The following is a 26,508-nucleotide window of genomic DNA, read 5'->3' on the forward strand; positions in this document are numbered from 1 at the left end:
CATCGCGCGCCGCTTCAACGAGGATTGCAAGAAGCTCGGCATCAAGATTCACGGCACGTTCATTCTGGGCCTGCCGGGAGAAACCAAGGACACGATCAAGAAGACGATCGAATACGCCAAGGAAATCAACCCGCACACCATTCAGGTGTCGCTGGCCGCGCCCTATCCGGGCACGAAGCTTTATGAGCAGGCCATCGAAAACGGCTGGATGGAAGAGAACAAGACCATCAACCTGGTCAGCAAGGCCGGCGTGCAGCTGGCCGCGATCGGCTATCCGCACTTGTCGAAGGACGACATCTATCACGAGCTCGAACACTTCTACCGGGCGTTTTATTTCCGGCCGTCGAAGATCTGGGAGATCGTCCTGGAAATGTCAACAAGCTGGACTATGCTGAAGCGCCGCCTGCGCGAAGGCGTCGAGTTCTTCCGGTTTTTGCGCGCGCACGAGGCTTGAGCGGGCACGCGCCGCATGCCCTGCACCGGCGCGCCGAACCCTTTACCTCTTCGTCCAACCCGCAACGTGCCTTGACGCCATGAATGTTCGTGCGATCGTGCTTCGACCGCTGTCGTTTCTCGCCGTGGGCGCGGCCATCGCGCTGGCCGCGATCCTCGCCTCGCACCGCCCCTATGCGCTGGAGGCCGGTTATCTGGTGTACGGCATCGCCGCTGTCTGCGCCATGCTCGGCATCGCTTACACGCTGATCGCCGCGCACCTGATCGGCCGCTTCTTCGCGCGCCCGCTGGCTGACGCCGACCACTATCCCCCAGTGACATTGATGAAGCCGCTGCACGGCGACGAGTGGCAACTCGCCGAGCATCTGGCCAGCTTCTTCGATCAGGACTACCCCGGCCCGATTCAATACGTGTTCGGCGTGCACGACGCCGACGACATCGCGCTGCAGGCCGTGGCCACGGTGCGCGCGCGCTATCCCGACGCCCACGTGAGCACGGTGGCCGACGCGCGGCTGCATGGACCGAACCGCAAGGTGTCCAATCTCATCAACATGCTCGAACAGGCCGAGCACGACCTGCTCTGCTTCGCCGACAGCGACGTGCGCGTCGAGCGCGACTATCTGCGCACCATCGTCGGTGCGCTACAGGCCCCCGATGTCGGCCTCGTGACAAGCGCGTATCGCGGCATGGCCGCGCCGGGCTTCTGGCCGCGCGCCTCGGCGGCGTCCACCAACTACCTGTTCTTCCCCGGCGTGGCGACAGGCCTGGCCTCGCGGCTCGCGCGGCCCTGCTTCGGCCAGACCATCGCGCTGCGGCGCGCGACGCTGTCGACGATCGGCGGCCTGCATCGCTTCGCGCATCATCTGGCCGAGGATCACGCGATCGGCGAGGCGGTGCGCGAAATCGGACTGACGGTGGCGGTGCCGCCCAGGCTGGTCGATCACGCCTGCACCGAAACCACGGCGGGCGTGTACCTCGCCCACGAATCGCGCTGGAGCCAGACGATCCGCGCGGCCGACCCGCTCGGCCATCTCGGTTCGGCGCTGATGCACCCGCTGCCGTTCGCGCTGATCGCCGTGCTCGCTTCCGGCGGTAACGGCAGCGCCTGGGCGCTGGCCGCCGCGGCCCTGCTGTCGCGTCTGCTGCTCAAGCTGCGCATGGATCGTGCACTGCGCCAATCGTTCGCCGACTGGTTCTGCCTGCCGCTGTTCGATCTGCTGCAATTCGGCGTGTTCGTGACGAGCTTCGGCCTGTCCGACGTGGTGTGGCGCGGCCGGCGCTTCCGGGTCGATCCGGGCGGCCGGCTCTCGCCGCGCCTCGACAAATGAGCGCAGCGCCGTTGCCGAACGATCGGGAGTCCGCAACATGAAGTGGCTCGGCGTGCTGACCGCCGCGCTCGGCCTCGCGCTCGCCGTCTGGCTGGTGGGCCGTGAGCATCCCGAAGCGATTCTCGCGCTGCTGCGCGACGCGGGCGCCGGGCTGCTGCTGGCCGCCGCCGTGCACATCCTGCCGATGATGGCCAACGCGGCCGACTGGCGGCTGCTGTTCCGGCGCGGCAGGCGGCCCCGCTTCGCGGCCATGCTCGAACTCGTCTGGTTGCGCGAATCGGTCAACGGCCTGTTGCCGGTGGCGCGGATCGGCGGCGAAATCGTCTCGTTCCGGTTCCTGCGGCGAATCGGCGTGCAGCCGTCGGCCGCCATCGCCAGCCTCGTGGCCGACATGCAACTGACGCTGATCAGCCAGCTCGTGTTCGCATTGCTGGCCTGCGCCTATCTGTTGATGGGCACCGGTTCGAACGCGGGGCGCGGCATCGGCCAGCTCGCGCTCGGGCTGGCCTTCGCGTTGCCGGTGCTGGTGCTGTTCGCAGCGCTCCAGCACGCGCGGCCGTTCCGGCGCATCGCCGGCCTGCTCAACCGCGTCACGGCCGGCGGCTTCGTCGACAAGCTCGGCGCGAGCGCGCGGATCGACCTGTCCGTCATGCTGATCTGGCGCGACACCGGCGTGGTGCTGCGCTATCTGCTGATCTGGCAGACGCTGCAATTCGCGGGCTTCTCGCTCGAAATCTGGATCGCGCTCAAGGCGCTCGGCGCGTCGGCCGGCTTTGCCGATGCGATGGCGATCGAGGCGCTGATCCAGTTCCTCAGCAGCATGGCGTTTCTCGTGCCGGCCGGCATCGGCGTGCAGGAAGGCGGCTTCGTAGTGATCGGCGGGTGGTTCGGGCTGGAGCCTTCGGTGTGTCTCGCGCTGGCCGGCGCGCGCCGCCTGCGCGACCTGCTGTTCTATCTGCCGGGGCTGGCCGCGTGGCAATGGGTGGAGTGGAAGGCACGCGGCCGGCGCGGCGCGTAACAGCAGGCGCAAGCAGCCTGGCTGCGTTACAACGATCTGCAGTCCAGACGATAGCGATGCAGCATCAGGTGCACGAGCACCAGCAGACGGCGCGGGCAATGCGCCGCCACCCGCACGCGCCGCTCGGCCCGTGACGTCGCGCATGCATGCCCCGACGCCAGCGCGGCACGAAACGCCTGCGCCGCAAGACGATGCACGAGCCACATCGCCGCGCCGATATAAACCAGCGCCGCGCAATGAAACCCGTCCGTCGTAAACGCACGATCGGGCAGATGAAACACGCCGATCAGCAGCAGGACGACCAGTTGCGCCGACATCGCCGCCACCGCCGCGAGCATCGCATTGGCACGCCAGGCATCACGCATCGTTCAGGACTCCCTCGGTAACTCCCGCCTTTGCTTTACCATTGGGTCATTGCCTTTCCGCAGACAAGACCCGATTCCCATGCAGATCCGTCACGCTATTCCCGCCGACGCCGAAGCCATCGGCGCCGTGGCCCGGCAAACCTTCGCCCTCGCCTGTCCGCCGGACACGCCACGAGAGGTGATCGTGGCCTACATCGATGACAACTTCACGGCGGCGCGCTTCGAAGCCGTGATGGCAAGCGACCAATACGAGGTGCGCGTGGTGGACGACGCCGGCGCCGTCGTCGGCTTCAGCGTGATCAATCGCAGTCCTGCCCACCTGGGCGTGCCGGCCGCCGACGATATTCCGGAGTTGAGCCGCTGCTACGTGCTGGCTGCCCACCACGGCACCGGCCTCGCGCAGCAATTGATGTCCGCCACGCTGGCCGCCGTGTCCGGCCCGATCCGGCTCACGGTCAGCGAGGAGAACGCCAAGGCGATCCGCTTCTACACGCGCAATGGTTTCGCCGAAGTCGGTGAAACCAAGTTTCAATGCGGCGACGACGTGCAGCGCGATCTGGTGATGGTGCGCAGCGGGGCGTAACGGGCGGCCGGGCACGGCGGCTATTGGGTGCATCGGCTGCATCGCACCCGCCGCGCCATCGCATGGCAAACGATTCACGAACTGGCGCAAGTCCTCAGGTATCCTGTCTCGATATTCAAGAACAGGAGCGCAAAACGCCGACGTGAACGTGCCGCCACCCGCAGCCGTCCTCGGCGCCGCTCCGCTATTCGGCGCCCACGCACACGATGGTGAATGGACTGAAGCAGGCCCGCACGGCGCCCGGGGAAACGGCGCCGCGCCTGGGGGCACTGGCCGAGGGCGAGCTGAAGCGTTCGGGCTTTCGTCTGAGCTTTCCCGACGCCCTCGAAGCGCGCTACTGGCAAGACATTGCCACCGAGCGGCTCAGGGAATTGCGCTTCATCGCGCTGTGGGGCATCGCCGGCTATTTCGTGCTCGGCGTGCTGCTGAACCTGATCGTGATCCGCCATCCCGACTGGCCGGACGTCGCGGTGCAACTGGTCGGCTCCAGCACCCTGGTGCTCGTCATCATCCGATTGGGCTTGAGCGAGTCCGCCCCGGCGATGCTGCGCGAGGTGGCGCTGCTGGCCTGCTGCCTGGTGTGCAGCGTGGCGGCGATCCTGGTGGTGGCCACCAAGCCGGAACCGGCCACGCTGCGCGATTACCTGCTGGCCATTCCGCCGTCGAGCTTCGTGCTGGTGTTCGTGCGGCTGCGCTTTCATCAAGCCGCGGCGTTCTTCGCGACCAATCTCGCGGTGTTCGCGCTGTGCCTGTTTCATAGTCCGGCGCTGACCCCCGACGACGCCACTTTCCTGATCGGCTTCATGTGCACGCTGCTGCTGCCGGCGCTGGTCGGCGGCCACGCGTTCGAGCGCGTCTCGCGCCGCATCTACCTGCATCGGCTGCTCGATCGGCTGCGCAACGAAAGCCTCGCGGCAAGCAACGCCGCGCTGACCGGCCTGTCCTATACCGACTCGCTGACCGGCATCGCCAACCGGCGGCGGCTCGACGAGGCGCTGGCCGAGCTCGTCGCAATGCGCGGCTCGGCCGGCGCCCTGCTGCTGGTCGACATCGACCGCTTCAAGGCCTTCAACGACCGCCACGGCCACCTGGCCGGCGATACCTGCCTGTGCCATGTCGCGCAGTGCCTGACCGCGCAATTGCGGCGCGGCGACCTGCTGGCGCGCTTCGGCGGCGAGGAGTTCGCGATCCTGCTGCCGAATGCGGCCCTCGCCGAAGCCGAGCGCACCGCCGAACGGCTGCGCGAAGCCGTGCAGGGCCTGCACTTCATCGCGCAGGGCCAGCACGCCAACGTCACGATCAGCATCGGCGTCGCCGAGCGCGCGGGGCTGACCACGCCGGATGCCTTGATCGGCGCGGCCGATACGGCGCTGTACGCCGCCAAGCGCGCCGGGCGCAACCGGGTGCAGGTCGCAAGCGGCGCGTTCGCCGATGCACTCGCCTCGAAAGCGAACGTCTGAACCCGCGCACGCATAAAAAACAGGCCGGATATCACTCCCCGGCCTGTTCGTCCGCATGACCGCTACCTCGCGGCCCTCGCTACTTGCTTCGGATTACTTCGCATCCGGCAACGCGTAGGCGATCACGTCGTCGCCGCGATCGGGCGACTGGCGCGCGCCGCCGGCCGAAATCACGATGTACTGCTTGCCGTTCACCACATAGCTGATCGGCGTACCCTGGCTGCCGACCGGCAGGCGGGCCTTCCACACTTCGCGGCCGGTGGAGCTGTCGAACGCGCGCAGGTAGTAGTCCTGCGTGGCGGCGAAGAACACCAGGCCACCGCCGGTAGCCAGCGAGCCGCCGATGGTCGGCATGCCGATCGGGGCTGACATGTGCATCTGGATGCCGGCCAGGCGCGTGTCCTGCACGGTGCCGAGCGGCACCTGCCAGGCGATCTTGCGGGTCTTCAGGTCGATCGCCGTCATCGAGCCGAACGGCGGCTTCTGGCACGGGATGCCGAGCGGCGAGAAGAAGCGATCCTTCACCACCGAGTACGGCGTGCCGCCGAGCGGCACCGCGCCCATGCCCGCATTGACCGATTCGTTGCCGTCGGACGTGCCGCCCCGGTTTTCTGCCTTGACGAAGCGCACCCACAGGCCCAGACGCATGTCGTTCGCGTAGATCATGCCGGCGTTCGGGTCGTACGAGAGGCCGCCCCAGTTCATGCCGCCCAGTGAGCCGGGGAAGCTCAGCGAGGTATCGGTGCTCGGCGACGTGAACAGGCCGTCGTAGCGCATGCCGTGGAAAATCACGCGGCACATCATCTGGTCGATCGGCGTCATGCCCCACATGTCCTTGCCGTTCAGCACCTCGGCGCCGATCTGCGGCATGCCCACCGACAACGGCTGGGTGAGCGAGTAATGCTCGTAGGGCACGCTGGCCGCCTTGACCGGATGCTCGACGACCTTCGTCAACGGCTTGCCGGTCAGGCGGTCGAGCACGAACAACTGGCCCATCTTGGTGCCGATGATCAGCGCGGGCACCGTCTTGCCGTCCGCCACCGGGAAGTCGATCAGCGTCGGCTGCATCGGCACGTCGTAGTCCCACAGGTCGTGGTGGACCGTCTGGAAGTGCCACTTCTCGGCGCCGGTGGTGGCGTCGACGGCGAGGATCGAGGCGCCGTAGCCTTCGTCCAGGCGCGTGCGCTTCACACCCCACAGGTCGATCGCCGCGCCGCCCACCGGCATGTAGACGGTGTTCGAGCTGGCGTCGTACGACATCGGCGCCCACACGTTCGGCGTCGAGCGCACGAACGTCTTGCCGTCGACGGGCGCTTCGTGATCCTGAGGATTGCCGGGATCGAACGCCCACTTCATCTTGCCGGTGATCACGTCGAAGCCGCGAATCACGCCACCCGGCATGTCGAGCGTGACGTTGTCGGCCACCCGGCCGCCCACCACCACGGTGGTGCCGGCCAGCGTCGGGGCCGAGGTCATCTGGTACAGCGGGCTCTTGGCCGAGCCGAGGCCCGTCTTGAGATCCACCTTGCCGCCCTGGCCGAAGTCCGGGCACAGCTTGCCGGTGTCGGCGTCGAGCGCCACCAGCGTCGCGTCGATGGTGTTCATGAAGATACGGCGGCGGCACAGCGCCTGCTCGCCCGGCGCGGCAATCGGCGTGACGGGCGACGAACCCTTCGCCGTGGGCTGCACGAGCGGCTTGCTGCTGTCGAAATACGCCAGGCCGCGGCAGCGCACCCACACCGTCGTCTTGGTCGGGAACGCATGGCGCCAGTTTTCATGGCCGGTGGCCGCGTCGATCGAGATCACCGTGTTGTGCGGCGAGCACAGGAACAACGTCCTGCCCACTTGCAGCGGCGTTTCCTGATCTTCCGAACCGCCGCCGGTCGGGCTCTGCGGCACGTCGCCGGTGTGGTAGGTCCACGCCACCTGCAGGTTCTTGACGGTCTCGCGGTTGATCTGGCCGAAGCCCGAGAAGCGGTCGCCGCCATCGCCGTGGCCATAGGCCGTCCAGTCGCCCTTGCCTGCCGCGCTGTCGGCCAGCGCCGCGCCGGATTCCGCGCCGAACGTGCCGTGCGGAATGAACATGCCGTACACGAAGCCGGCGTTGCAGAGCAGCAGCACCAACGCAAGCGCCCACGCGCCGCCCTTCGCCGCGCCCTTGCCTTCGAGGCGGCGCAGCACCGGGTACAGCGGCACGATCAGCATCGCGATCATCGAGAACATGAAGATCCGGGCGTTCAGTGCCCAGAAATCGAGGCCTGCTTCCCACACGGCCCAAAGGGCGGTGGCGATCAGCGCGATCACGAAGATCGTCACGGCGCCCGCGCGGCGGCGCACGAACTGCACGCCGGAGGCGCACACCGCGAGGCCCATCAGCAGGTAATACCAGGAGCCGCCGCGCGCGATCAGCATCGCGCCGCCGATCACGAAGACCAGGCCGAGCAGCACGCCCACCACGCCGATGATCGGGAATCCGATACGAACGGCCGGGGACGGTGTTTCAGAGGAAGATGGATTCGACATCGCTCATTCTCGTTAGGAGACCAGAATGTACATACCGGGAGCAAGATCCCGAGAGAACGGTCGAGCGGAGGGGGCGGCAAGCCGGCGGGGGTGCGTCGCGCGATGGCGCGGCCTCGGCCGGTGCGGCAGGACGAGCCGCATGGCATTCGCACGCGGCCCGAGACACACGACGAAAGCACGCGCCTACCCGGCGCTCGGTGTCTCGTCATATGTTCTTGATGCGAACAGTTGTTTTACTGTCGCACGGCGGCGATTATAGTCGAGGCCTGCGTTTTCGTGTGCAAAATTCACGAAACAGTTAAAAAATTCCGTGCTTCGGACCCATGAAACAAGGGGTCCGGCACCGCACACGGCGCCGAACCCCGATCGTACGGCCCAGCTCCGATCAGAACTTGTGCCGCAACGCCGCCCGCAACATGATCTGGTGATTGTTCGACGAATCGCCGAGGTTCGCGATGTCGGCCACCGCCGCGCCGCCCGTCGACGCGGTGCCCGAGGCGCGCTGCCATGCACCCTCCACATACACGTCGGTGCGCTTCGACAGCAGGTAATCGGCCATCAGGCTCACCTGGTGAAAGTGCTGGCCTCCCACCGAGCGGCCGTTGGTCAACGCCACGCCGTGCCCGCTCAGATAATCGTACGCAGCACTGAGGAACAGCACCGGATTGACCCTGTACTTGGCCGCGAAATCCACGTTGTCGAAACGCGCGCTGCGATCGGCGAAGCCGCTGCCGAGGCCGCCGTATTGCGTGTTCGAATACGAGGTGGTCAGCACGAGCGGCCCGACCGTGTAGCCGCCGCCGACGATCGCCGTCTGGTAGGCGCTGGCGCTCGCATAGCCCTTGTTCAGCGCGTTCGACAGCACCGTCGCGCCGTTCGCGTTGTCGGTAAACAGGCCCGAGCCGGCCGTGGCGGAGGTCGGGTTCTTGAAGTATTCGAACGCGCCGCCGAGCATCAGCGGGCCGTTGTTGTACGCGAAGCCGAGCGAATAGCCGCTGTTGGCCGTGCCGTTGCCGGCCACGCCGCCCACCGCGTATTCGCCGCCGAACGTGAAGCCGGCGTAGTCCGGGCTCATGTAGCGCACGGCGTTGTTCACGCGGATCGTGTTGCCGGTATTGTCGAGGTCGCCCGGGTGCAGGAACGGCGCGGAGCCGGCCTGCGCGCCGGCCGAGGTCAGCGGCTGGCCGAAGTAGAACATCATGTCGTACTGACGGCCGAACGTGACGCTGCCGAAGCGCTCGTGCTTCAGGCCCACGAAGATCTGCCGGCCGAACGCGGTGCCGCCCTGCGCGAACGCGCCGCTGTTCAGGTTGATGCCCGATTCGAGCGTGAAGATCGCGCGCATCCCGTCGCCCAGATCCTCCGAGCCGGTCAGGCCCCAGCGGCTGCCGTTGATGCCGCTGGTGGAATCGAGGAACGTGCGGCTGCCGCCCGTCGGGCCGCCCACGTTGTTCTGGTACATCACGCCTTCATCGAGAATCCCGTACAGCGTCACCGAGCTTTGCGCGTGCGCGCCCTGGGCGAGCGAACCGAGTGCGACGCAGCCGAGCGCCATTTTCGTGACCGATTTCATGCAAAAGTTCTCCAACATATAGTTGTACTACTTGATTTTTCGCGAGTCGAAACAGCCCGCGCCCCTCGCTGAACGAGGTGCGTCGAAGCTCACATCGGGAAAGTCGGGAGCGCGCCGGGCCAGCCAGTGCGCGCCCTCGGTCGGGCAGCGTCGCGCGGCACGCACGCGACGCGGGCCAGAACAGCGCCCGTCAGGACGCCATCGGCGCCATCGTCAAGACGCCGTACGCGCCTCGGGCGCGGCACGCACCCGCGAGAACGCGGGCACCAGCAACACCAGCGCGATCGCGCCGATCAGCACGAACCCGCCCATCGTGGCGATGGCGATGCGGAAGCTGCCGCTGGTTTGCGTGAGCCAGCCGATGATGGTCGGGCCGAAGAAGCCGCCGAGGTTCGACACGGCATTGACGAAGGCCAGCACGGCCGCCGCCGCGGTGCCGCTGAAAAACATGGTCGGCAGCGTCCAGTAGGCCGGCATGCAGGCATACAGGCCGATCATCGCCACGCAGAACGCCGACATCGCGATCACCGGGTTGTCCAGGTTGTACGCCGCCACCACGAACGCCACGCACGACAGCACGAGCGGCTGGGCCACGTCCGACAGGCGCAGCGCGCGGTTGCGGCAGCGGCGCGACCAGAGCAGCATCGCCCCCGCGCCGAGCAGGTTCGGCAGCGCACTGAGCAGGCCCACCTGCAGCGTGGACACATGGAACGTCTTGATGATCTGCGGCAGCCAGAAGCCCGCGCCGTAGAAGCCGATCACGAAACACACGCCCGTGAACGTCACCACCAGCGTGCGCCAGTCGAGCAGCACCTTGAGCACGTGCGCGGCGCTGTGCGGGTCGCCGTCGGCCAGATCCTCGGCCTGTTCGCGGTCGATCTTCGCCTGCAGCCAGTTGCGTTGCTCGGCCGTCAGCCAGCGCGCCTGCGACGGACGCTCCAGCAGAACCCGGTACGTCACCACGCCCAGCACGATGGCCGGAATGCCCTCGACGATGAACAGCCAACGCCAGCCCGGAATCCCGCCCATTCCGTCGAACGCCTGCAGGATCAGCGACGACACCGGCCCGCCGATGGCCGCCGCCACCGGCAGCGAGATCATGAAGCGCGCGATGATCTGCGTGCGGTATTCGCGCGGAAACCAGAACGTCAGGAAGAACAGCACGCCGGGAAAGAAGCCCGCCTCGCTCACCCCGAGCAGGAAGCGCACCACATAGAACGAATTCGGCCCGGCGATCATCGAGGTGGCCAGCGTGACGAAGCCCCACACCACCATGATCCGCGCCAGCCAGACGCGCGCGCCGAACTTCACCATCAACAAATTGCTAGGCACTTCGAACGGCAGCATGCCGATGAAGAAGATGCCCGCGCCCAGGCCGTACATCGCCGGGGTCAGGCCGAGATCGCGGTTCATCTGCAGCGCGGCGAACCCGACGTTGGTGCGGTCGATGTAACTGACGATGTACAGCAGGAACAGGAAGGGAATCAGCTTGGTGGCCGTCTTCCTGAGGACGGCGCGTTCGTCTACGGCATTCATGAATGTCTCCTTACCGGGCGCCAGATGAAACGTGCGCCCCAATCTTGTCAAGCGTGCTCTGGACGGCCGCCTGGTGTTCGTCCGCCCGCGCCGGCGCGTTGCAGCAGTGGGCGCCGGTGGCGGGCGGATGCGGATGCGAGGGCGATCGGATCGCCGGGAAGCGTGGGTGGGTCTCTGCGTCGAACTCCATTTTGCGTAATTGATTACGCACAGCGTAAATTCGTCCTCCGCGCCTGAACAATGCTCGAAAACCCGAGGAACGCTCGGGTTCGGCAACCGTGCAACACGGCGAAATCGGGCAAAGCGCCTTGTTTTCCTGCCGCTTTCCTTGATTTCAAACGACTTACGCCACCCTCGAACGCGACGCGTCAGCCGCTCTCCGGGTTTCCGAGCATTGTTGCACGCCGCCAAGAAAATTTACGATTATCGTAATCTTTTACGCAAAAACGGGATATCCATGGCGGCAACAGAACATGCAGCGGCAAAGCCGTTTGCCCTCGTCACCGGCGCGGCCGGCGGAATCGGCCGCGCGATCGTGCGGCGTCTGTCGGACGACGGTTTTCACGTGGTCGCGCTCGACCTGAACCAGGCGGCGGTGGAGGAAGTGGCCGCCTCGGTGCGCGCGGCGGGCGGCTCGGCCGAGGCGCATGCGGTGGACCTGCGCGACCCGGCCGCGCTCGGCGCGCTGCTCGATGCGCTGCCGCGCGTCGATGCGCTGGTCAACAACGCGGGCATCTTCGACGAGCGCCCGTTCATGGAATTGAGCGCCGAGGATTTTCGTCGGCATTACGAACTGAACGTGGTGGCGCTGTTCTCGCTGAGCCAGCTCGCGGCCAAGCGGCTGCCGGCCGGAGGCAAGATCGTCAACATCGCCTCGCGCGCCTATCTCGGCGCGCGCAATCACGCGCATTACGTGGCGGCCAAGGCCGCCGTGGTGGGCCTGACGCGCGCGATGGCGATGGAATTGATGGAACGCGGGATCGTCGTCAACGCGGTGGCGCCGGGGCTGGTGGATACGCCGATGCTACAGGCGCTCACGCCCGAGCGGCGCGCCGCCCAACTCGCGCTGCAACCCACCGGCCGCGCCGCGCAGCCGGCCGACATCGCCAACGCGGTGGCCTTCCTGGCCTCGCCGCGCACCGATTTCATCATCGGGCAGACGCTGATGGTGGACGGCGGCAAATCGCTCGGCGGCAGCCTCTGACGCCACCGTCCCCCTCGCTTATCGGCCGGACGCGCCGCGCCCGGCCGGCACCCCACCCGCAAGGATCTTCAGCATGACAAACCATCAGTCCTCCCGACGTATCGCGCTCGTCACGGGCGGCGCCGGCGGCATCGGGGTCGCGATCTGCCGGGCGCTGGCCGCTGCCGGACACCGTGTGGCGGTTACCGACCTGCAGTTCGACGCCGCCCGCCAGGTGGCCGATTCGCTGCCCGGCAGCGGCCACGGCGCGTTCGCGCTCAACGTCGCCAGCGAGGCCGACGTGCAGGCCGCGTTCGACGCCGTCACGGCCCAGCTCGGCCGCCCCGAAATCCTGGTGCACAGCGCCGGCATCCTGCATTTCAAGCCCGACGGCGACCGCCCGCTCGTGATCGAAACCTCGCTGGCCGACTGGCAGCGCAACCTCGACATCAACCAGACCGGCTGCTTCCTGGTGTGCCGCGAATACGCGCGCCGCCTGCCGGCCGGCCCGAGCTTCGGGCGCGTGGTGACGCTGTCGTCGGTGGCCGCGCAACTGGGCGGCTACCGCTCGAACGCGGCCTACATCGCCAGCAAGGCGGCCGTGCTCGGCCTGACCAAGGCGCTCGCGCGCGAACTGGCGCCGCAGGGCGTGACCGTCAACGCGGTCGCGCCGGGCATGATCGACGCGCCGATGCTGCGCCTGTCGCTGCCGCCCGAGAAGGATGCGGCGGCCGCCGCCGCGATCCCGCTGAACCGGCTCGGCCTGCCCGAGGATGTCGCGGCGGCGGTGGTGCATCTGGTCAGCCCCGAGGCCGGCTATCAGACAGGCACCACGGTCGACGTGAACGGCGGCTACCGCATGCAATGACGGAGACCATCATGCGCAACCCCTCTCAAACCGGCGACGACTACGACGTCGTCGTGATCGGCTCGGGCGCGGGCGGCCTCGGCACGGCGCTGGTGTGCCGGCAAGCCGGGCTCTCGGTGCTGGTGCTGGAGAAAACCGAACTGTATGGCGGCTCGACCGCGGTATCGGGCGGCGCCGTGTGGATTCCCGACAACGGCCACATGGCCGGCGTGGGCCACACCGATTCGCTCGACGCCGCGCGCCGCTACCTGCGCCAGACGGTCGGCCCCGCGCTGCGCGAGGACATGATGGATGCGTTCCTGGCCCACGGCCCGGAGATGGTCCGCTTCATGGAGCGGCATACCGAAGTGAAGTTCGTCGCGCGCGCCGTGTCGCCCGACTACCAGCCCGAACTCGACGGCGCGATGCCGGGCGGGCGCACCATCGACCCGGCGCCGTTCGATGGCCGCACGCTCGGCCCGCTGTTCGAAGCGCTGCGCGGGCCGCTCGCGAGCTTCCTCGCGCTCGGCGGCATGATGGTCAACAAGAAGGACATCGACGCGCTGCTGGCCATGCATCGCAGCGGCGCGGCGCTGGCGCACGCCGTGCCGCTGCTCGCGCGCTACGCGATCGACCGGTTGCGCTGGTCGCGCGGCACGCGGCTGGTGCTCGGCAATGCGCTGGCCGCGCGGCTGCTGAAATCGGCGCATGACGCCGGCATCGTGCTGCGCAACCGCGCCAAGGTCACACGCATCGAAACCGAGGCCGGCCGCGCGAGCGGCGTGACGGTGGAACTGGATGGCACCGCGCGCCGCATCCGCGCGCGGCGCGCGGTGGTGCTGGCCACCGGCGGCATCGCGCAGAACAAGGCGTTGCGCGCGCAACTCGTGCCGCATGCGGACCTGCATCGCTCGATGTCGCCCGAGGGCAATGCCGGCGACGGCGCGGCGCTGGCCGCCCCGCTCGGCGGCCATCTGGCCAGCGGCAACGCGGGCGCGGCGTTCTGGGCGCCTGTTTCGGTATTCCGCGACGAACGCGGCCGCGAGGCGCAGTTCCCGCACCTCGTCACCGATCGCCAGAAGCCCGGCATCCTGGCCGTCAACGCGGCCGGCCGGCGCTTCGCCAACGAGGCCAGCTCGTATCACGATTTCGTGGCCTCGATACATCGCGCCCAGGCCAGCACGCCGTGCGTGCCGGCCTGGCTGGTGTGCGACGCGCGCTTTCTGCGCCGCTACGGCCTGGGCCGCGTGCGGCCTCGCTCGCTCGAAGTCGGCCGCTACCTGCGCAGCGGCTATCTGAAACGCGGCGCGACGCTCGACGCGCTGGCCCGCGAAATCGGCGTGCCGGCCGCCGCGCTGGCCGACAGCGCGCGGCGCATGAACGAGGCCGCCGCCTCGGGCGTGGACGCCGAATTCGGCCGCGGCAAGTCCGCCTACGACCGCTACCTCGGCGACCCGGCGCACCAACCGAACCCGTGCCTCGGCCCGATCGACACCGGCCCGTTCTACGCCGTGCAGATCGTGCCCGGCGACATCGGCAGCGCCACCGGCCTCGACACCGACCCGCGCGCACGCGTGCTCGACGGCGCCGGCCGGCCGATCCCGGGCCTGTATGCGGTGGGCAACGACATGAACTCCGTGATGGCCGGCACCTATCCGGCGGCAGGCATCACGCTCGGCCCGGCGCTGACGTTCGGCTATATCGCGGCGCGCGACATCGTCGATGGCGGCCCGGCCTTGCCCCTGACCGACGCCACCCAGGCCGCGCGCGATGCGCAACTGCCGCTCGCCACCCCGAACCCCGCTCTCAAGGACGCCTGACCATCGTGACCGTCAACCCCACCCAACGCCTCGCGTTCGTGACCGGCGCCGCCAGCGGCATCGGCGCGGCCGTGTGCGAACTGCTGGCCGCGCGCGGCGTGGCCATCGCCGCCGCCGATCTCGACCCGGCCGGCCTCGACACGCTGCACGAGCGGCTCGGCCCGGCCGTGCCGTTCTTCCCCGCTGTGGTGGACGTGCGCGACGACGCGCAGATCGCCGCGTTCGTCGCCCGCGTCGAAGCCGAATTCGGCGCGATCACCGACGTCGTGCCGTGCGCCGGCGTGGCGCGCAGCGCGCCGGCCGAACGGATGAGCGCCGAGCAGTGGGACCTGGTGCTCGACATCAACCTGCGCGGCACGTTCCTGACCTGCCGCCACGCCGCCGCCGCGATGTTGCCGCGCGGCCGGGGCAGCATCGTCTGCCTCGCCTCGATCACCGCGCGCGGCGGCCAGCCCGGCCGCGCCAACTACGCGGCGTCGAAGTGGGGCCTGGTCGGCCTCGTCAAGAGCCTCGCCACCGAATGGGGCCATCGCGGCGTGCGCGTCAACGCGGTCGCGCCGAACGGCGTGGACACGCCGATGCTGACCGCCGGCGTGCCGCAGGCGTTTCGCGAGGACGTGATGCTCGATCGCACGCCGCTCGGCCGGTTCGCGCAGGTCGGCGAAGTGGCCGAGGCGATCGCGTTCCTGCTGTCCGATTCGGCGTCCTACATCACCGGCACGGTGCTCGACGTGGACGGCGGCCTGACCGCCGGCTACCTGACCCACGCGCACGGCAACGATTACGCGCTGCACACGTCGTTGCACGCGCAACCGCCCGCCGCCTGACCGCCACCGCGGCATCGCGCCCGCGCCCAACCCATTTCCGGAGATCCCATGTCGTCCCAATCCATCACGCCCGGCGTGTACTACTCCCCGATGTCGCCGTTCGTGCGCAAGGTGCTCGTGTGCGCCGCCGAACTCGGCATCGAGCTGGAGCCTCTGTCGCGCCAGTTGTCCCCCGTCTCGCGCAACGCCGAGGTGGCCGCGCACAATCCGCTCGGCCAGGTGCCGACGCTGGTCGGCACGCCACTCGACGAGGCGCTGTACGACAGCCGGGTGATCTGCGAATACCTCGATGCGCCGCACGGCAAGCTGTTCCCCACCGGCGACGCCCGCTGGCGCGCGCTGCGCGAGCAGGCGCTGGCCGACGGCATGCTGAACGCCGCGCTGCTGCGCCGCTACGAACAGGTGATCCGGCCCGACGGCGGCCGTCACGCGCCGTGGGACGACGGCCAGCACGAGAAGGTGGTGGCCGCGCTCGACCGCTTCGAGCAGTGGGCACCTGAATTCGGCGCGCGCGTGGAGATCGGCACCATCAGCATCGCCTGCGCGCTCGGCTACCTCGACCTGCGCTTTCCCGAGCAGGACTGGCGCACGCGCCCGGCGCTGGCCGCGTGGCACGCGCAATTCGCGCAGCGCGCGTCGATGCTCGCGACGCGCCACCCGGACGCCTGAAACGTGCCCGACCGGCCGCCTCGCTCGGGGTAAACTGGCGGTTTTCCAGATCCCCCGTTCACCCCGACGAGCCCATGGCCACCAGCGACGACACCCGCAAGAACCCTCGACACCGCGTGCAATCGGCCGAAACGGGCGCCGAAATCCTCAAGGCGCTCGCCAGCCTCGGCCCGTCCGCCTCGCTGACCAACATCGCCGAGGCCTCCGCGATGGCGCCCGCCAAGGCGCACCGCTACCTGCAGGCGATGATCGCCAGCGGCCTGGCCACCCAGGAAAAGCAATCCGGCCGCTACGCGCTCGGGCCGGCGGCCGTGGCGATCGGCCTGGCCGCGCTCGCGCAGATCGACGTGGTGGGCAATATCTCCGACATGCTGCCCGACCTGCGCGACGCCACCGGCATCACCTGTTTCGTGGCGGTCTGGGCCAACCACGGGCCGACCGTGGTGCGGGTGCTGGAGATGGTGGGCGAAGTCACGGTGCTCACGCGCGCCGGCGCGACCATGCCGCTGCTGCGCTCGGCCACCGGCCTGACCTACGCGGCGCACCTGCCGATGCCGGTGCTCGCGCCGGTGCTGGCCCACGAGCCGAAAAGCCTGCAGGAACAGTTCGCCGATCCGGCCTCGTCGTTGCAGGCCGAACTGCGCGCGGCGCGCGAGGAAGGCATCGTGGTGATCGAAGGCCTGATGGTGCCCGGCATCGCCGCCACCGCCGTGCCGATCTTCGATGCGCACAGCCAGATCGCGGCCGTGGTCACGGCGATCGGGCCGTACAACCGCTTCGATTCGAAGCGCGACGGCCCGCTGGCCGAGCAGTTGAAGGCGTTCGGCAAGCGCGCGAGCCAGCGGCTCGGCGCGCCGATTTTTTGAAGTGAAGCCCGAAGCGCGAACCCGAAGCGGGGGCGCCATGCCCACGCCTCGCCCTCGCCTCAGCCCCGCCGCCGGTCGATCACATGCCCGGCCACGCACCCCGCCACCACGCCCCAGAACGGCGCGCCGATCCCGAGCAGGCTGAAGTTCGCGCTGGTCACCACGAACACCACCAGCGCGCCGGTCGGATAGGCCGACGAGAACGCCGACACGAACGCCTTCTCCAGCACGCCGAACATCGCCAGGCCGGCCAGCACCACCACGAACGCGGCCGGCAGGTTGGTCAGCAGATACACGTAGCCGGTCGCGAAGCAGCCGATCGCGAGGAACACCACGGCGGCCATCAGCGCGGCGATGTAGTGGCGCCCGGTGCGGCCGTCCGACACCAGGATCGCGTTCGACGGCCCCGCCAGCACCGACGGGCAGCCGCCGAACACACCCGTCAGCGCGGTCAGCACGCCGCTGCACACGGTCACGAGCTTCGACGAGGCGGGATACCCGGCATGGCGGATCACGGCGATGCCCTGCGCGTTCTGCACGAACAGCACCGTCACCAGCAGCGGCACCAGCAGTTGCGAGATCGCGTGCAGGTTGAACACCGGCGCGACCAGCATCGGTGTGGCCAGCCACTCGCCGCTCATGCCGCGCGGCCAGCGAAAACCCGTCAGCGCCAGCATCGCCACGCCGGCCACCACCGCGCCGATCACGGGCGGCACGCTGCGCCGGCCGTGCCGCTCCATCCAGGTCAGCGCGAAGAACGCCGCGATCATCGCCACGCTCACATGGGGCGCGCTGCCGGTTGCGTCGACGATCGCCACCACGTAGCGCAGGAACAGCGCGGCGATCATCGCCATCACGATCGGCATCGGCACCCAGCGGTCGAGCACCTTGACCGCGCCCGTCACGCCGAGCAGCACCAGCACCAGCGAGCACACCAGATAGGTGCCCACCGCGGCCGAAAACCCGTATTGCGCAATCACCGGCCCGGCCAGCACCGCGCCGGGAATGGTCCAGAGGAACAGCAGCGGCTGGCGCGTCTTCCAGCTCACCACCATGCTGGCCAGCGCGTTGATGGCCAGCACCGAGAACAGCCACGACGAGGTTTGATGCAGCGTCAGGCCGCCCTGGCGCGCGGCCGCGATGATGATCGCCACCGGGCCGGTGGCCGAGAAGCTCACGCTGACGAACGCGAGCACGAGGTAAAGCGGCCAGTCGCGCTGCGGGGTCTTGATCGTTGTCGACGTCATGAAAACCTTGAATGCCTTGCTCGGAAACCTGCATTGCCGGGCGAGCCGGCCGGGCCGTGGGCGCTGCCCCGGCCCGCCCCGGCGGCCGGCGTCAGTTGCCGGCCTTGGTCACCACCGTCTTCCACTCGGTGCCCGCCACCTGATAGAGCGTGGAGGCGGCGTTCTTCAGGTCGCCGTCGGGCTGGAACGCGATGGTGCCGGTCGCGCCGTCGAAGGTACTCGATTTGATCGCCGCGTTGAAAACTTTCGGATCGGTCGAGCCGGCCTTCTCCATCGCCGCGATCACGAGGTTCGCCGCATCGTAGGCGAACGACGCGTAGGCCAGCATGTCGTGCCCGTAGGCCTTCTTGAAATCGCCCGCGAAGCGCTTGCCCGAAGCGGTCGATTCGAGCGGATGGCCGTATTCCCACGCCATCGCGCCATCGGCGGCCGGGCCGGCCAGCTTGATGAAATCGGCGTCCATCACGCCGCCGCCGCCCACGAACTGCGTCTTCATGCCGAGCTGCTTCATGCGCTTGACGATCATCGCGGCCTGCGCGTCGAGCACGCCGCAATACAGCAGATCCGCGTTCATGCTCTTGATGTGCGTGAGTTGCGAGCTGAAATCGACGGCCTTGTCGTTGGTGAACTGGTGATCGACGATCGTGCCGCCCGCCGCCTTGACGGCCTTCTCGAACTCCTCGGCCTCGCCCTGGCCGAACGCGGTGCGGTCGTCCAGCACGGCGATGCGCTTGGCCTTGGTGACGGTCATCGCGTAGGTGCCGGCCGCGCCGGCGTTCTGCGCGTCGTTGGCGATCACGCGATACACGGTGGTCAAGCCGGCTTGCGCGATGGCCGGGTTGGTGGCGGCCGGCGTCAGCATCGGAATGCCGGCCTTGGCGTACACCTGCGAGGCCGGCAGCGTGGTGCCGGAGTTGAAGTGCCCCACCACGAACGCCACGCCGCCATCCACCAGCTGCTGCGCGACCTGCACGCCGGTGCGCGGGTCGGCCTGGTCGTCGCCCGACACCACCTGGAACGTCACGGCATTGCCGTTGATGACAGGATGCTTCGCATTGGCCTCGGCCACCGCCATCTTCACACCCGCCTCGATGTCCTTGCCGTAGGCGGCGTTGCCGCCCGTCATCGGCCCGGCCACCCCGACCTTGACGATCACGTCTTGCGCCTGCACCTGCAAGGCGGCCACCGACAACACCACACCGAGCAGACCGGCGAGGGGGCGAAGCTTGAACGCACTGGAACTCATCTCGAATCCTTTCTTCAGAATGATTTTGACGTAGCGTCGACACGCGCCGGCTTCGGATCGAAACCGCATCGTGGTCGGGCGCGCACTACCGGACAGCGTGTCTCCCCTTCCGTCTGTTCTTGTTGTCGAGCATGTGGGGTATTGCAGGATCCATGCCAGTTTTCTGCACGAATTCGAGGCGCGCGATCAGCCTGCCGGCATCGCGTCGAACAGCGCGAGCGCCGCGTCGCGCGACATCACGCTCGCGTATTTCTGGCCCATGTCGAACAGGTTCGCCTCGTGCGGCCCGAGCGCGCGGTCGCCCACGCAATCGGCCAGCACGAACGGGCGAAAGCCGTATTGCATGGCGTCCACCACGCTGGCGCGCACGCAGCCGCTGGTCACCGCGCCGCCCACCACCAGCGTGCGCACGCCGCGATGCGCGAGCCACGCGGCCAGCGAGGTGCCGAAGAACGCCGACGGCACCGTCTTGCGCACCACCAGTTCGCCCTCGCGCGGTGCAAGCGCATCGACGATTGCACTGGCATGGTCGTGTTCCTTCAGCGTGGCCATGCCGGGCACCTTCATCGAAAACACGTTGTGATCCGAATCGTCGTCGGCATACACGATGCGCGAGTGCGCCACCGGCCAGCCGCGCGCACGCGCGTGGGCCAGCAGCGGCACCGCGTTGTCGATCGCGGCCGGGATGTTGCCGCCGCCGAAGCGCGCCGGATCGGCGAAGCCGTTGACGAAATCAACCAGCAGCAGCGCGATCGGCGCGGCCGGTTCGAGCGTCGAGCCGAAGCCCTGGCGGCGATAGGTGTCGAGGTCGTTGGACATGGGATGGATGCGGTTCGTTGAGAGGTTGGCCCGGGGTCAGCGGTCGAGCGTCTTGCCGTCGCGCACCACGGGCTCGCCGTCGAGCGACACCGTGCAATGACGCAGCGGCACATCGATATGGCACGCCGTGGTGCGCGCGCCGCCGGCCTCGTTGTTGGGCCCGAGCGAGAACAGGAAATTGCCTTCGTAGGCGCGCGCGTCCATGCCGATGGTGGCCTCGCGGTCGTACAGGCCCAGCGTGGACCAGCGCGCGCGGGCTTGCAGCCCCCAGCCGATATGCGAAATCGCGTAGGCCTCCGGATCGTCGAACGCGGCCATGTAGTCGCGCAGCAGCGCGGCGTCCACCCCGCCTTCGATGCGCGTGGCGAAGCCGTTTTCCACGGTCAGCTCGATCGGGTCCTGCACATAGCGCTTCTGCGGCAGGAGGATGTCGCCGCGATCGATCACGATCCGGCCGTGCGCGCCGCGCTCGTTCGGAAACGTCAGCGCGAAGCCGCTCGGCCAGTGATCCCAGCGGCCCGGCGCATCCACGAAGCCGTATTCGGCGATCGGCTCGAACTCGCCGAGGGGGCAATGCAGATCGGTGCCGGCAGCCGACGCGGCGTGCATGACCCGTGCGCCGGCGATGCGCGCCTGCGCGGCCAGCACGCGCTCGCGATCCTGCACGGTGGGCAGCAGCCGCACCAGCACCTCGGGCGGCTCCACGGCCAGCAGGATCTTGGTGCCGGACTTCAGGATGTCGAGCTGTTCGGGCGAGAACAGCAGCGTCATCAGGTCGAGCACCAGGTCGCTCGCCTTCAGCGCGGCGATCGCGGCGCGGTTGCCGGTGAGCGGTGTGGTGCCGAGATAGGCCAGCGCGTCGCGGCTCAGGGATTTCTCGCCGTTGACGGGCGGCAGGTCGAGCCGGTTGACGATCGCGCCCATCAACTGCACCGCCACCAGCGCGGCCGACAGCGTTTGCGGATGGGTGCTCGCGCCGGTCAGGATCGTGACGGTCTGGCCCGGCTCGAGCCGCGACAGGCGCAGCACCTTTTTCCACGCGTCGATCAATTGGTAATCGCTGACCGGCATGTCATTCCCCTTGCTTGAGCGGATCGAGTGGATCGAGCGGCGGCAGCGCCGCGCCGAGAAACGCGCCGAATGCAGCGTAGAAGCCCGCTTCGTCGTCCCAGGGAATCATGTGGCCGGCGTTCGCCACGCGGCGATGCACCAGTTGCGGCATCGCGGCGGCGATCTCGTCCACGTCCTCGGCGCGCACCACGTCGCCGCGCCCGGCCGTGATCAGCAGCGTCGGGATCGACACCTGCGGCATGTCGGCGTGCACGTCGTCGGTATGGAAGCCATCGAAGCTGGCCAGCACGGCGCGCTCGTCGCAGGTGTGCAGCCATTCGGCGCGGCATTGCAGTTGCGCGTCGGTCCAGGTCGGGCAGAACTCGCGCATCGCCGCGCCCGTCATGCCGGCGCGCGCGAGCCGCATCGAATCGACGTACCACGGCAGCTTCGCCGGATAGGCGCGGCGGCCCGGGCCGGACACGGGCGGATCGATCATCGCGAGCCGCGCCAGCCCGGCCGGTTTGGCGCGCGCGGCACGCAGGCCGATGCGCGCGCCCATCGAATGCCCGGCCACGCTGTAGCGCGCGAGTCCAATGGCATCGGCGAACGCCACCAGGTCGGCGGCCTGCGCGTCGAGGCTGTAGTCGAGCGCGTCGCCGGACGACGACAGGCCACGCCCGCGCACGTCGAGCACATAGGTGTCGAAGCACTGGCCGAACCACGCGCCAACGAAATCCCAGGTGGCGGCCGGGCTGGTGATGCCCGGCACGATCACCACCGGGTCGTGCGCGGCGCGCAGCGCCTCGCCGCCGTATCGCAAGTAATGCTGACGAATGCCGTTGGCGTGCACATGGCCGCCGCCGATCAGCGTAGTGGGAATCTGCATGGAACGCTCCGTAGTCCGTACGTGTTCAATAAGCGCCGGACAGCAGCGCACCGGCGCCCGGCACCACGGCTTCGAGGCCAAGCTGCTTGAGCATCGCGTAGGTGGTGGCCACGGCCGCCGTGATCACGGGCTTGCCCGTCATCGCCTCGACCTTCGCGACGACCGGCAGCGACGGCATCTGCACGCAGGCCGACAGCACGATTGCATCGGCATCCTGATAACGGAGCGTCTTGACGATCTCGGGCAGGCGTTCCGGGTCGTGGCGCGCCACGTCGAGGTTGTCGGGAATCTCCAGCGCGCGGTAGTCGATCACCTCGTAGCCTTCCTCGCGGATGTAGTCCACCACCAGTTCGGTCAGCGGCTTGAGATACGGCGCGACCACCACGATCTTCTTCGCGCCGATCGTGGCCAGCGCATCCACCAGCGCGCCGGCGCTCGTGATGACCGGGGCCTGCGCGTCGTTCTCGGCCGTGCGCGCCGTCAGGCGCGCCTGCGACACGCGGTGATAGCCGTGCCCCATCGCCATGATCGCGACCAGGCAGGCATAGCCGAGCACGTCCACGCGCGCGTCGCTCAGTTCGAGCGCGCAGCGATCGGATTCCACGTCCATCGCGGCCAGTTCCTCCTTGACCACGCGCTTCATGCGCATGCGGCTGGAATGGAACGTGAAGCGTTCGGGGCGAATTCGCTCGCGCGCCGTCAGCATCGCGGGAATCTCGGTCTCCATCGTGGTGTTCGAACTCGGCACGATCTGGCCGATCCGGTAGGGCTTCGTCATGGGCTGCATGGGCAATTCCGTTGGCTGGCAAGCGATGGTTCGATGCGCGTCACGCGGGCTGATGAAAGCGCTCGATACAGCGCACCGCGTCGTATTCGTAGACCCATTCGGCCTTGATGCCGACCGCGTTCGGGTTCTTCTCCTGCTCCAGCCGCATCGCCTCGTCGCGGCGCGCCTGCTCCTCTGGCGAGGCCAGGTGATAGGTGCGGCCGCGCTCGCGGGCCTCCAGTTGCACGCGCGCGGTGCGCGGCCGGCGCTCGCGCTCGTAGGCGTCGAGCGCATCGTCGAGCCGCTCGAAATGCGTCAGCGCCTGCGCCAGCACGTAGGCATCCTCGATCGCCATCGCCGCGCCTTGCGACAGGAACGGCAGCATCGGGTGCGCGGCGTCGCCGAGCAGCGTCGCGCCGCCCTTCGACCATTGCGGCATCGGATCGCGATCGAACAGCCCCCACTTGAACGTGGTGCTGCTGTCGGTCAGCTTGAACAGCTCGACCAGATCGGGGTGCCAGCCTTCGTAGGCGGCCAGCAGTTCCTCGCGCGAGCTCGGCTCGGTCCACGATTCCGCCACCCAGTCGGCGCTCTCGTTGACGGCCACGATGTTGACGGCCTTGCCGCCCTTCACGTAATAGGTCACCACGTGCGCCTTCGGCCCCATCCAGAACGACGCGTCCGGGCTGACGAACGGCAGCGGGTGCGACTCCACCGGCACCAGCGCGCGCCAGCACATGTGGCCCGTGAAGCTGGCCGGCGCTTCGCCCCACAGCGAGGCGCGCACCGCCGAGTGAATGCCGTCCGCGCCCACGATCAGGTCGGCCGTGAAGCGGCTGCCGTCGGCGAAATGCGCGGTGGCCTGCTCGCCATCGAGCGTGACGCGCTCGCACTGCGCGTTGAACGTGACGTTCTCGGGCTTGATGTCGCGCGACAGGATCGCGTGCAGATCGGCGCGATGCACGTGATAGAAATCCGCGCCGAACAGCCGTTGGCAGATCGCCTTGAGCGGCGTGCGGAACAACTGGCGCGCGCTGTCCCAGTTGCGGCCCATCATCGCCTCGGGCAGGAAACCCACCGCCTCCAGGCTGTCCGCCAGGCCCAGTGCGTGCAGCACCTTGACCGCGTTCGGCGTCATCTGCACGCCCGCGCCGATCTCGCCAAACGCCGGCGCGCGCTCGAACACATGCGCCTCGATGCCCGCCTTCTGGAGCGCCAGCGCAAGCGCCACGCCGCCGATGCCACCGCCTACGATTCCGATTTTCATGAGGATTCCTTTGAGTTTTGATCAGTATTCGAGTGCCGTTCCCGGCGGCGCTACAGATCCAGCACCAGCGACGTTCCTTCGCCGCGCGAGCAGCAGATCATCATGCTGCGGTTCGCACGCCGCTGTTCGGGCGTCAGGACCGAATCGCGATGCACGATCTCGCCGGCCAGCACGCTCACCTCGCACGCGCCGCACACGCCTTCCTCGCACGAATACGATGCGTCCACGCCCGCTTCGAGGCAGGCCTGCAGCAGCGTCTGCCCGGCGTCCACCGTCAGCGTTTTTCCCGAGCGCACGAGCCGCACCTGGAACGTATCGGCCGGCAGCAGCGCCGCCGCATCGGCGCCGAAGCGCTCGCGGTGCGCCATGCCTTCCGGCCGGTTCTCGCAGGCCGCATCGAACGCGGCCAGCATCGTTTCGGGGCCGCAGCAATACAGTTGCGCATCGATCGGCACGTCGCGAATCACGTCGCCGATGCGCGGCGAGCGGCCATCCTGCCGCGTTTCCGCGTGATGCAGATGCACGCCGGGCGCATCGCGCAATTCGTCGAGAAACAGCGTGCGGGCACGGCTCGCGCTCCAGTAATGCAGTTCCACCGCCGCGCCGTCCTGCCTCAGGCGCCGGTACATCGACACGATCGGCGTGATGCCGATGCCGCCCGCGAACAGCACGTAGCGGCGCGCCCCGGCGGCCAGGCCGAAGTGATTGCGCGGCAACGACAGCCGGTAATGCCGCCCGACCACGCTGTCGTAATGCAGCGCGCGCGAGCCGCCACGGCCGTCCTCGGCCACCTGCACCGCGATCGTGTAGCTGCCCGGCGCGGCCGGCGGCCAGAGCAGCGAATACTGGCGGCGGTGCTCGCCGCAGGCCTGCACATCCACGTGCGCGCCCGGCTCGAAGGCCGGCAGCGCGGCGCCGTCGGGCGCGTCGAAGCGATACAGGTTGATGCCCTGCGCGCCGTAGGCGACCGCGCCGAGCCGCAGTTCCAGTTCGCCGCCGGAGGCTTCAGATGACGCCATACGAAATGCCCTTGTTGCGCAGCCACATGCGGTAGCGCTGGCCCATCAGGTCGGTACGGTGATGCAGCTCGTAGCGCAGCTCGGTGGGAATCCGCTCGGGCCGCTGCGTCTCGACGATGTCCTTGTCCTGGTTGAAGATCACGTCGGCGCGCTCGCGCACCGCCTGCGGATCGGGCGACGGCTGCACGTTGAGCGCCGCGCACACGCGCACGATGCAGTGCTTGTCGTCCACCATCTGCACCGTGAAGAACGTGCCGAACAGATCGGAGTGCTCGGTAACCGGCTTGCCGCTCGCGTCCGATTGCTGGGTGCGCTTGCGGAAGTAGGCCACCAGCGGGGCAAACGTGTGATACGTGTAGAACGCGATCAGCGGGCGGCCGGTGGCGTCGCCCACCGGCTGGAACACGCGCACTTCCGACGATTTGAGGATGCCGCCCGTTTCTTCCACCGTGTATGGTTCGAGGCGGTCCGCGTCGTCCTTCACGCCGTTCAGGCCGGCGTGCACGAACGGAAAATGCGAGGCGTCGATGAAGTTCTCGATCGCGCGGTAGCCGTTGGCGTTGTACACATAAGGGCCGCTGTGCACCTTCATGAATGACACATCGTTCCAGTCGGGGAAATCGGGAATATCCGCCTGCGGCTCGCCCAGGCACACCCACACGAAACCGAAGCGCTCCTGCGCCGCGTACGGGAACGCCACGGCCTTCTTCATCGGCTTCTCGTCCGGCGCGGCCGGCATTCTGGTGCACTTGCCGGTGCAGTCGTATTCCCAGCCGTGATACGGGCACACCACGTGATCGTTGGCGATCCAGCCCTTCGAGAGCCGCGCACCGCGATGGATGCACAGGTCTTCCCACACGTGGATCTCGCCCGATTCGCTGCGCCACACGATCAGGTCGCGCTCCAGCAGGCGGGTCGGGTAGATCGTGCCGGGCTGGAAGTCGTCGGCGTAGCCCACCACGTGCCAGTCGTTGAGCAGGACCGGGTCCTGGCATCCGTCGGCGGCGGTGATCGGGATATATTTGATTTCGGCTGGCGCGTTCATGGTGGCCTTCTCGCTCCGAGTGATGTGTTGGAGCCAGTATCGAGGGCCAATTTGCGTCTGTCGTTTTAACAAACCGCCAATCGATCTTCATAACCCGCCATTTCGCGCG

23 protein-coding genes and 1 pseudogene are annotated in these 26,508 nt (G+C 68.3%); 11 read left to right on the top strand and 13 right to left on the bottom strand.

Annotation, left to right across the window (positions count from 1 at the left end; translation table 11 throughout):
- The 3 genes and pseudogenes from ACYP33_RS33515 to ACYP33_RS33525 form a co-directional block, all read left to right on the top strand.
- Positions 1-454, top strand: a pseudogene (locus ACYP33_RS33515) (hopanoid biosynthesis associated radical SAM protein HpnJ); the annotation flags it as partial.
- A 79-nt stretch (positions 455-533) separates the two neighbouring features.
- Positions 534-1,781: a bacteriohopanetetrol glucosamine biosynthesis glycosyltransferase HpnI gene (gene hpnI / locus ACYP33_RS33520; RefSeq protein WP_459625411.1), complete on the top strand. Its 1,248-nt coding sequence runs from the start codon at positions 534-536 to the stop codon at positions 1,779-1,781.
- Positions 1,782-1,818: 37 nt separating this feature from the next.
- Entirely contained in the window at positions 1,819-2,799 is a 981-nt protein-coding gene (locus ACYP33_RS33525; protein ID WP_459625412.1) for a lysylphosphatidylglycerol synthase domain-containing protein, read from the top strand.
- A gap of 26 nt (positions 2,800-2,825) precedes the next feature.
- On the opposite strand, the gene ACYP33_RS33530 is transcribed toward ACYP33_RS33525, so the two are convergent.
- Positions 2,826-3,164 carry a hypothetical protein gene (locus tag ACYP33_RS33530; protein WP_459625413.1) on the bottom strand — a complete coding sequence of 113 codons (339 nt, stop codon included), beginning with the start codon at positions 3,162-3,164 and terminating at the stop codon, positions 2,826-2,828.
- Between ACYP33_RS33530 and ACYP33_RS33535 the strand changes: the two genes are divergently transcribed.
- On the top strand, positions 3,142-3,747 hold the full coding sequence (locus ACYP33_RS33535) for an N-acetyltransferase family protein (protein ID WP_459625414.1): 606 nt from the start codon (positions 3,142-3,144) through the stop codon (positions 3,745-3,747). The two genes, ACYP33_RS33530 and ACYP33_RS33535, sit on opposite strands and share 23 nt — an antisense overlap.
- Before the next feature lie 206 nt (positions 3,748-3,953).
- Positions 3,954-5,207: a GGDEF domain-containing protein gene (locus tag ACYP33_RS33540; RefSeq protein ID WP_459625415.1), complete on the top strand. Its 1,254-nt coding sequence runs from the start codon at positions 3,954-3,956 to the stop codon at positions 5,205-5,207.
- Between the two features lie 93 nt (positions 5,208-5,300).
- Here ACYP33_RS33540 and ACYP33_RS33545 read toward each other — a convergent pair whose 3' ends face one another.
- The 3 genes from ACYP33_RS33545 to ACYP33_RS33555 form a co-directional block, all read right to left on the bottom strand.
- On the bottom strand, positions 5,301-7,730 hold the full coding sequence (locus ACYP33_RS33545; RefSeq protein WP_459625416.1) for a membrane-bound PQQ-dependent dehydrogenase, glucose/quinate/shikimate family: 2,430 nt from the start codon (positions 7,728-7,730) through the stop codon (positions 5,301-5,303).
- A gap of 385 nt (positions 7,731-8,115) precedes the next feature.
- Positions 8,116-9,303 carry a porin gene (locus ACYP33_RS33550; protein WP_459625417.1) on the bottom strand — a complete coding sequence of 396 codons (1,188 nt, stop codon included), beginning with the start codon at positions 9,301-9,303 and terminating at the stop codon, positions 8,116-8,118.
- A gap of 213 nt (positions 9,304-9,516) precedes the next feature.
- Complete coding sequence (locus ACYP33_RS33555) at positions 9,517-10,839, bottom strand: MFS transporter (RefSeq protein WP_459625418.1); 1,323 nt, start codon at positions 10,837-10,839, stop codon at positions 9,517-9,519.
- A gap of 457 nt (positions 10,840-11,296) precedes the next feature.
- Between ACYP33_RS33555 and ACYP33_RS33560 the strand changes: the two genes are divergently transcribed.
- From ACYP33_RS33560 to ACYP33_RS33585, 6 genes are all read left to right on the top strand, one after another.
- Positions 11,297-12,043, top strand: coding sequence for an SDR family NAD(P)-dependent oxidoreductase (locus ACYP33_RS33560; RefSeq protein WP_459625419.1), 747 nt, complete (start codon positions 11,297-11,299; stop codon positions 12,041-12,043).
- A 73-nt stretch (positions 12,044-12,116) separates the two neighbouring features.
- Complete coding sequence (locus ACYP33_RS33565) at positions 12,117-12,890, top strand: SDR family NAD(P)-dependent oxidoreductase (RefSeq protein WP_459625420.1); 774 nt, start codon at positions 12,117-12,119, stop codon at positions 12,888-12,890.
- Positions 12,891-12,901: 11 nt separating this feature from the next.
- Positions 12,902-14,689, top strand: coding sequence for an FAD-dependent oxidoreductase (locus ACYP33_RS33570; protein ID WP_459625421.1), 1,788 nt, complete (start codon positions 12,902-12,904; stop codon positions 14,687-14,689).
- 5 nt (positions 14,690-14,694) lie between these two features.
- On the top strand, positions 14,695-15,516 hold the full coding sequence (locus ACYP33_RS33575) for an SDR family NAD(P)-dependent oxidoreductase (protein WP_459625422.1): 822 nt from the start codon (positions 14,695-14,697) through the stop codon (positions 15,514-15,516).
- Positions 15,517-15,564: 48 nt separating this feature from the next.
- Positions 15,565-16,185 carry a glutathione S-transferase family protein gene (locus ACYP33_RS33580; RefSeq protein ID WP_459625423.1) on the top strand — a complete coding sequence of 207 codons (621 nt, stop codon included), beginning with the start codon at positions 15,565-15,567 and terminating at the stop codon, positions 16,183-16,185.
- Between the two features lie 74 nt (positions 16,186-16,259).
- Positions 16,260-17,051, top strand: a complete 792-nt coding sequence (locus ACYP33_RS33585; RefSeq protein WP_459625424.1) for an IclR family transcriptional regulator — start codon at positions 16,260-16,262, stop codon at positions 17,049-17,051.
- A gap of 59 nt (positions 17,052-17,110) precedes the next feature.
- Here ACYP33_RS33585 and ACYP33_RS33590 read toward each other — a convergent pair whose 3' ends face one another.
- From ACYP33_RS33590 to ACYP33_RS33630, 9 genes are all read right to left on the bottom strand, one after another.
- A complete protein-coding gene (locus ACYP33_RS33590; RefSeq protein ID WP_459625425.1) occupies positions 17,111-18,298 on the bottom strand; it encodes a benzoate/H(+) symporter BenE family transporter in 1,188 nt (395 codons plus the stop codon).
- 91 nt (positions 18,299-18,389) lie between these two features.
- Positions 18,390-19,544 carry a branched-chain amino acid ABC transporter substrate-binding protein gene (locus ACYP33_RS33595; RefSeq protein ID WP_459625426.1) on the bottom strand — a complete coding sequence of 385 codons (1,155 nt, stop codon included), beginning with the start codon at positions 19,542-19,544 and terminating at the stop codon, positions 18,390-18,392.
- Positions 19,545-19,730: 186 nt separating this feature from the next.
- Positions 19,731-20,363, bottom strand: a complete 633-nt coding sequence (locus ACYP33_RS33600) for an N-carbamoylsarcosine amidohydrolase (RefSeq protein WP_414441727.1) — start codon at positions 20,361-20,363, stop codon at positions 19,731-19,733.
- 36 nt (positions 20,364-20,399) lie between these two features.
- Positions 20,400-21,434, bottom strand: coding sequence for a M29 family metallopeptidase (locus ACYP33_RS33605; RefSeq protein ID WP_459625427.1), 1,035 nt, complete (start codon positions 21,432-21,434; stop codon positions 20,400-20,402).
- A gap of 1 nt (position 21,435) precedes the next feature.
- Entirely contained in the window at positions 21,436-22,302 is an 867-nt protein-coding gene (locus ACYP33_RS33610) for an alpha/beta fold hydrolase (protein WP_459625428.1), read from the bottom strand.
- 25 nt (positions 22,303-22,327) lie between these two features.
- Positions 22,328-23,080: a maleate cis-trans isomerase family protein gene (locus tag ACYP33_RS33615; protein WP_459625486.1), complete on the bottom strand. Its 753-nt coding sequence runs from the start codon at positions 23,078-23,080 to the stop codon at positions 22,328-22,330.
- 49 nt (positions 23,081-23,129) lie between these two features.
- Positions 23,130-24,335 carry an FAD-dependent monooxygenase gene (locus tag ACYP33_RS33620; protein ID WP_414441724.1) on the bottom strand — a complete coding sequence of 402 codons (1,206 nt, stop codon included), beginning with the start codon at positions 24,333-24,335 and terminating at the stop codon, positions 23,130-23,132.
- A 50-nt stretch (positions 24,336-24,385) separates the two neighbouring features.
- Entirely contained in the window at positions 24,386-25,354 is a 969-nt protein-coding gene (locus tag ACYP33_RS33625; protein WP_459625429.1) for a PDR/VanB family oxidoreductase, read from the bottom strand.
- Positions 25,341-26,399 carry a Rieske 2Fe-2S domain-containing protein gene (locus tag ACYP33_RS33630; protein WP_459625430.1) on the bottom strand — a complete coding sequence of 353 codons (1,059 nt, stop codon included), beginning with the start codon at positions 26,397-26,399 and terminating at the stop codon, positions 25,341-25,343. Before ACYP33_RS33630 ends, ACYP33_RS33625 begins: the two co-directional genes overlap by 14 nt.
- Between the last annotated feature and the right edge of the window lie 109 nt (positions 26,400-26,508).

Source organism: Burkholderia sp. 3C, assembly GCF_054589155.1.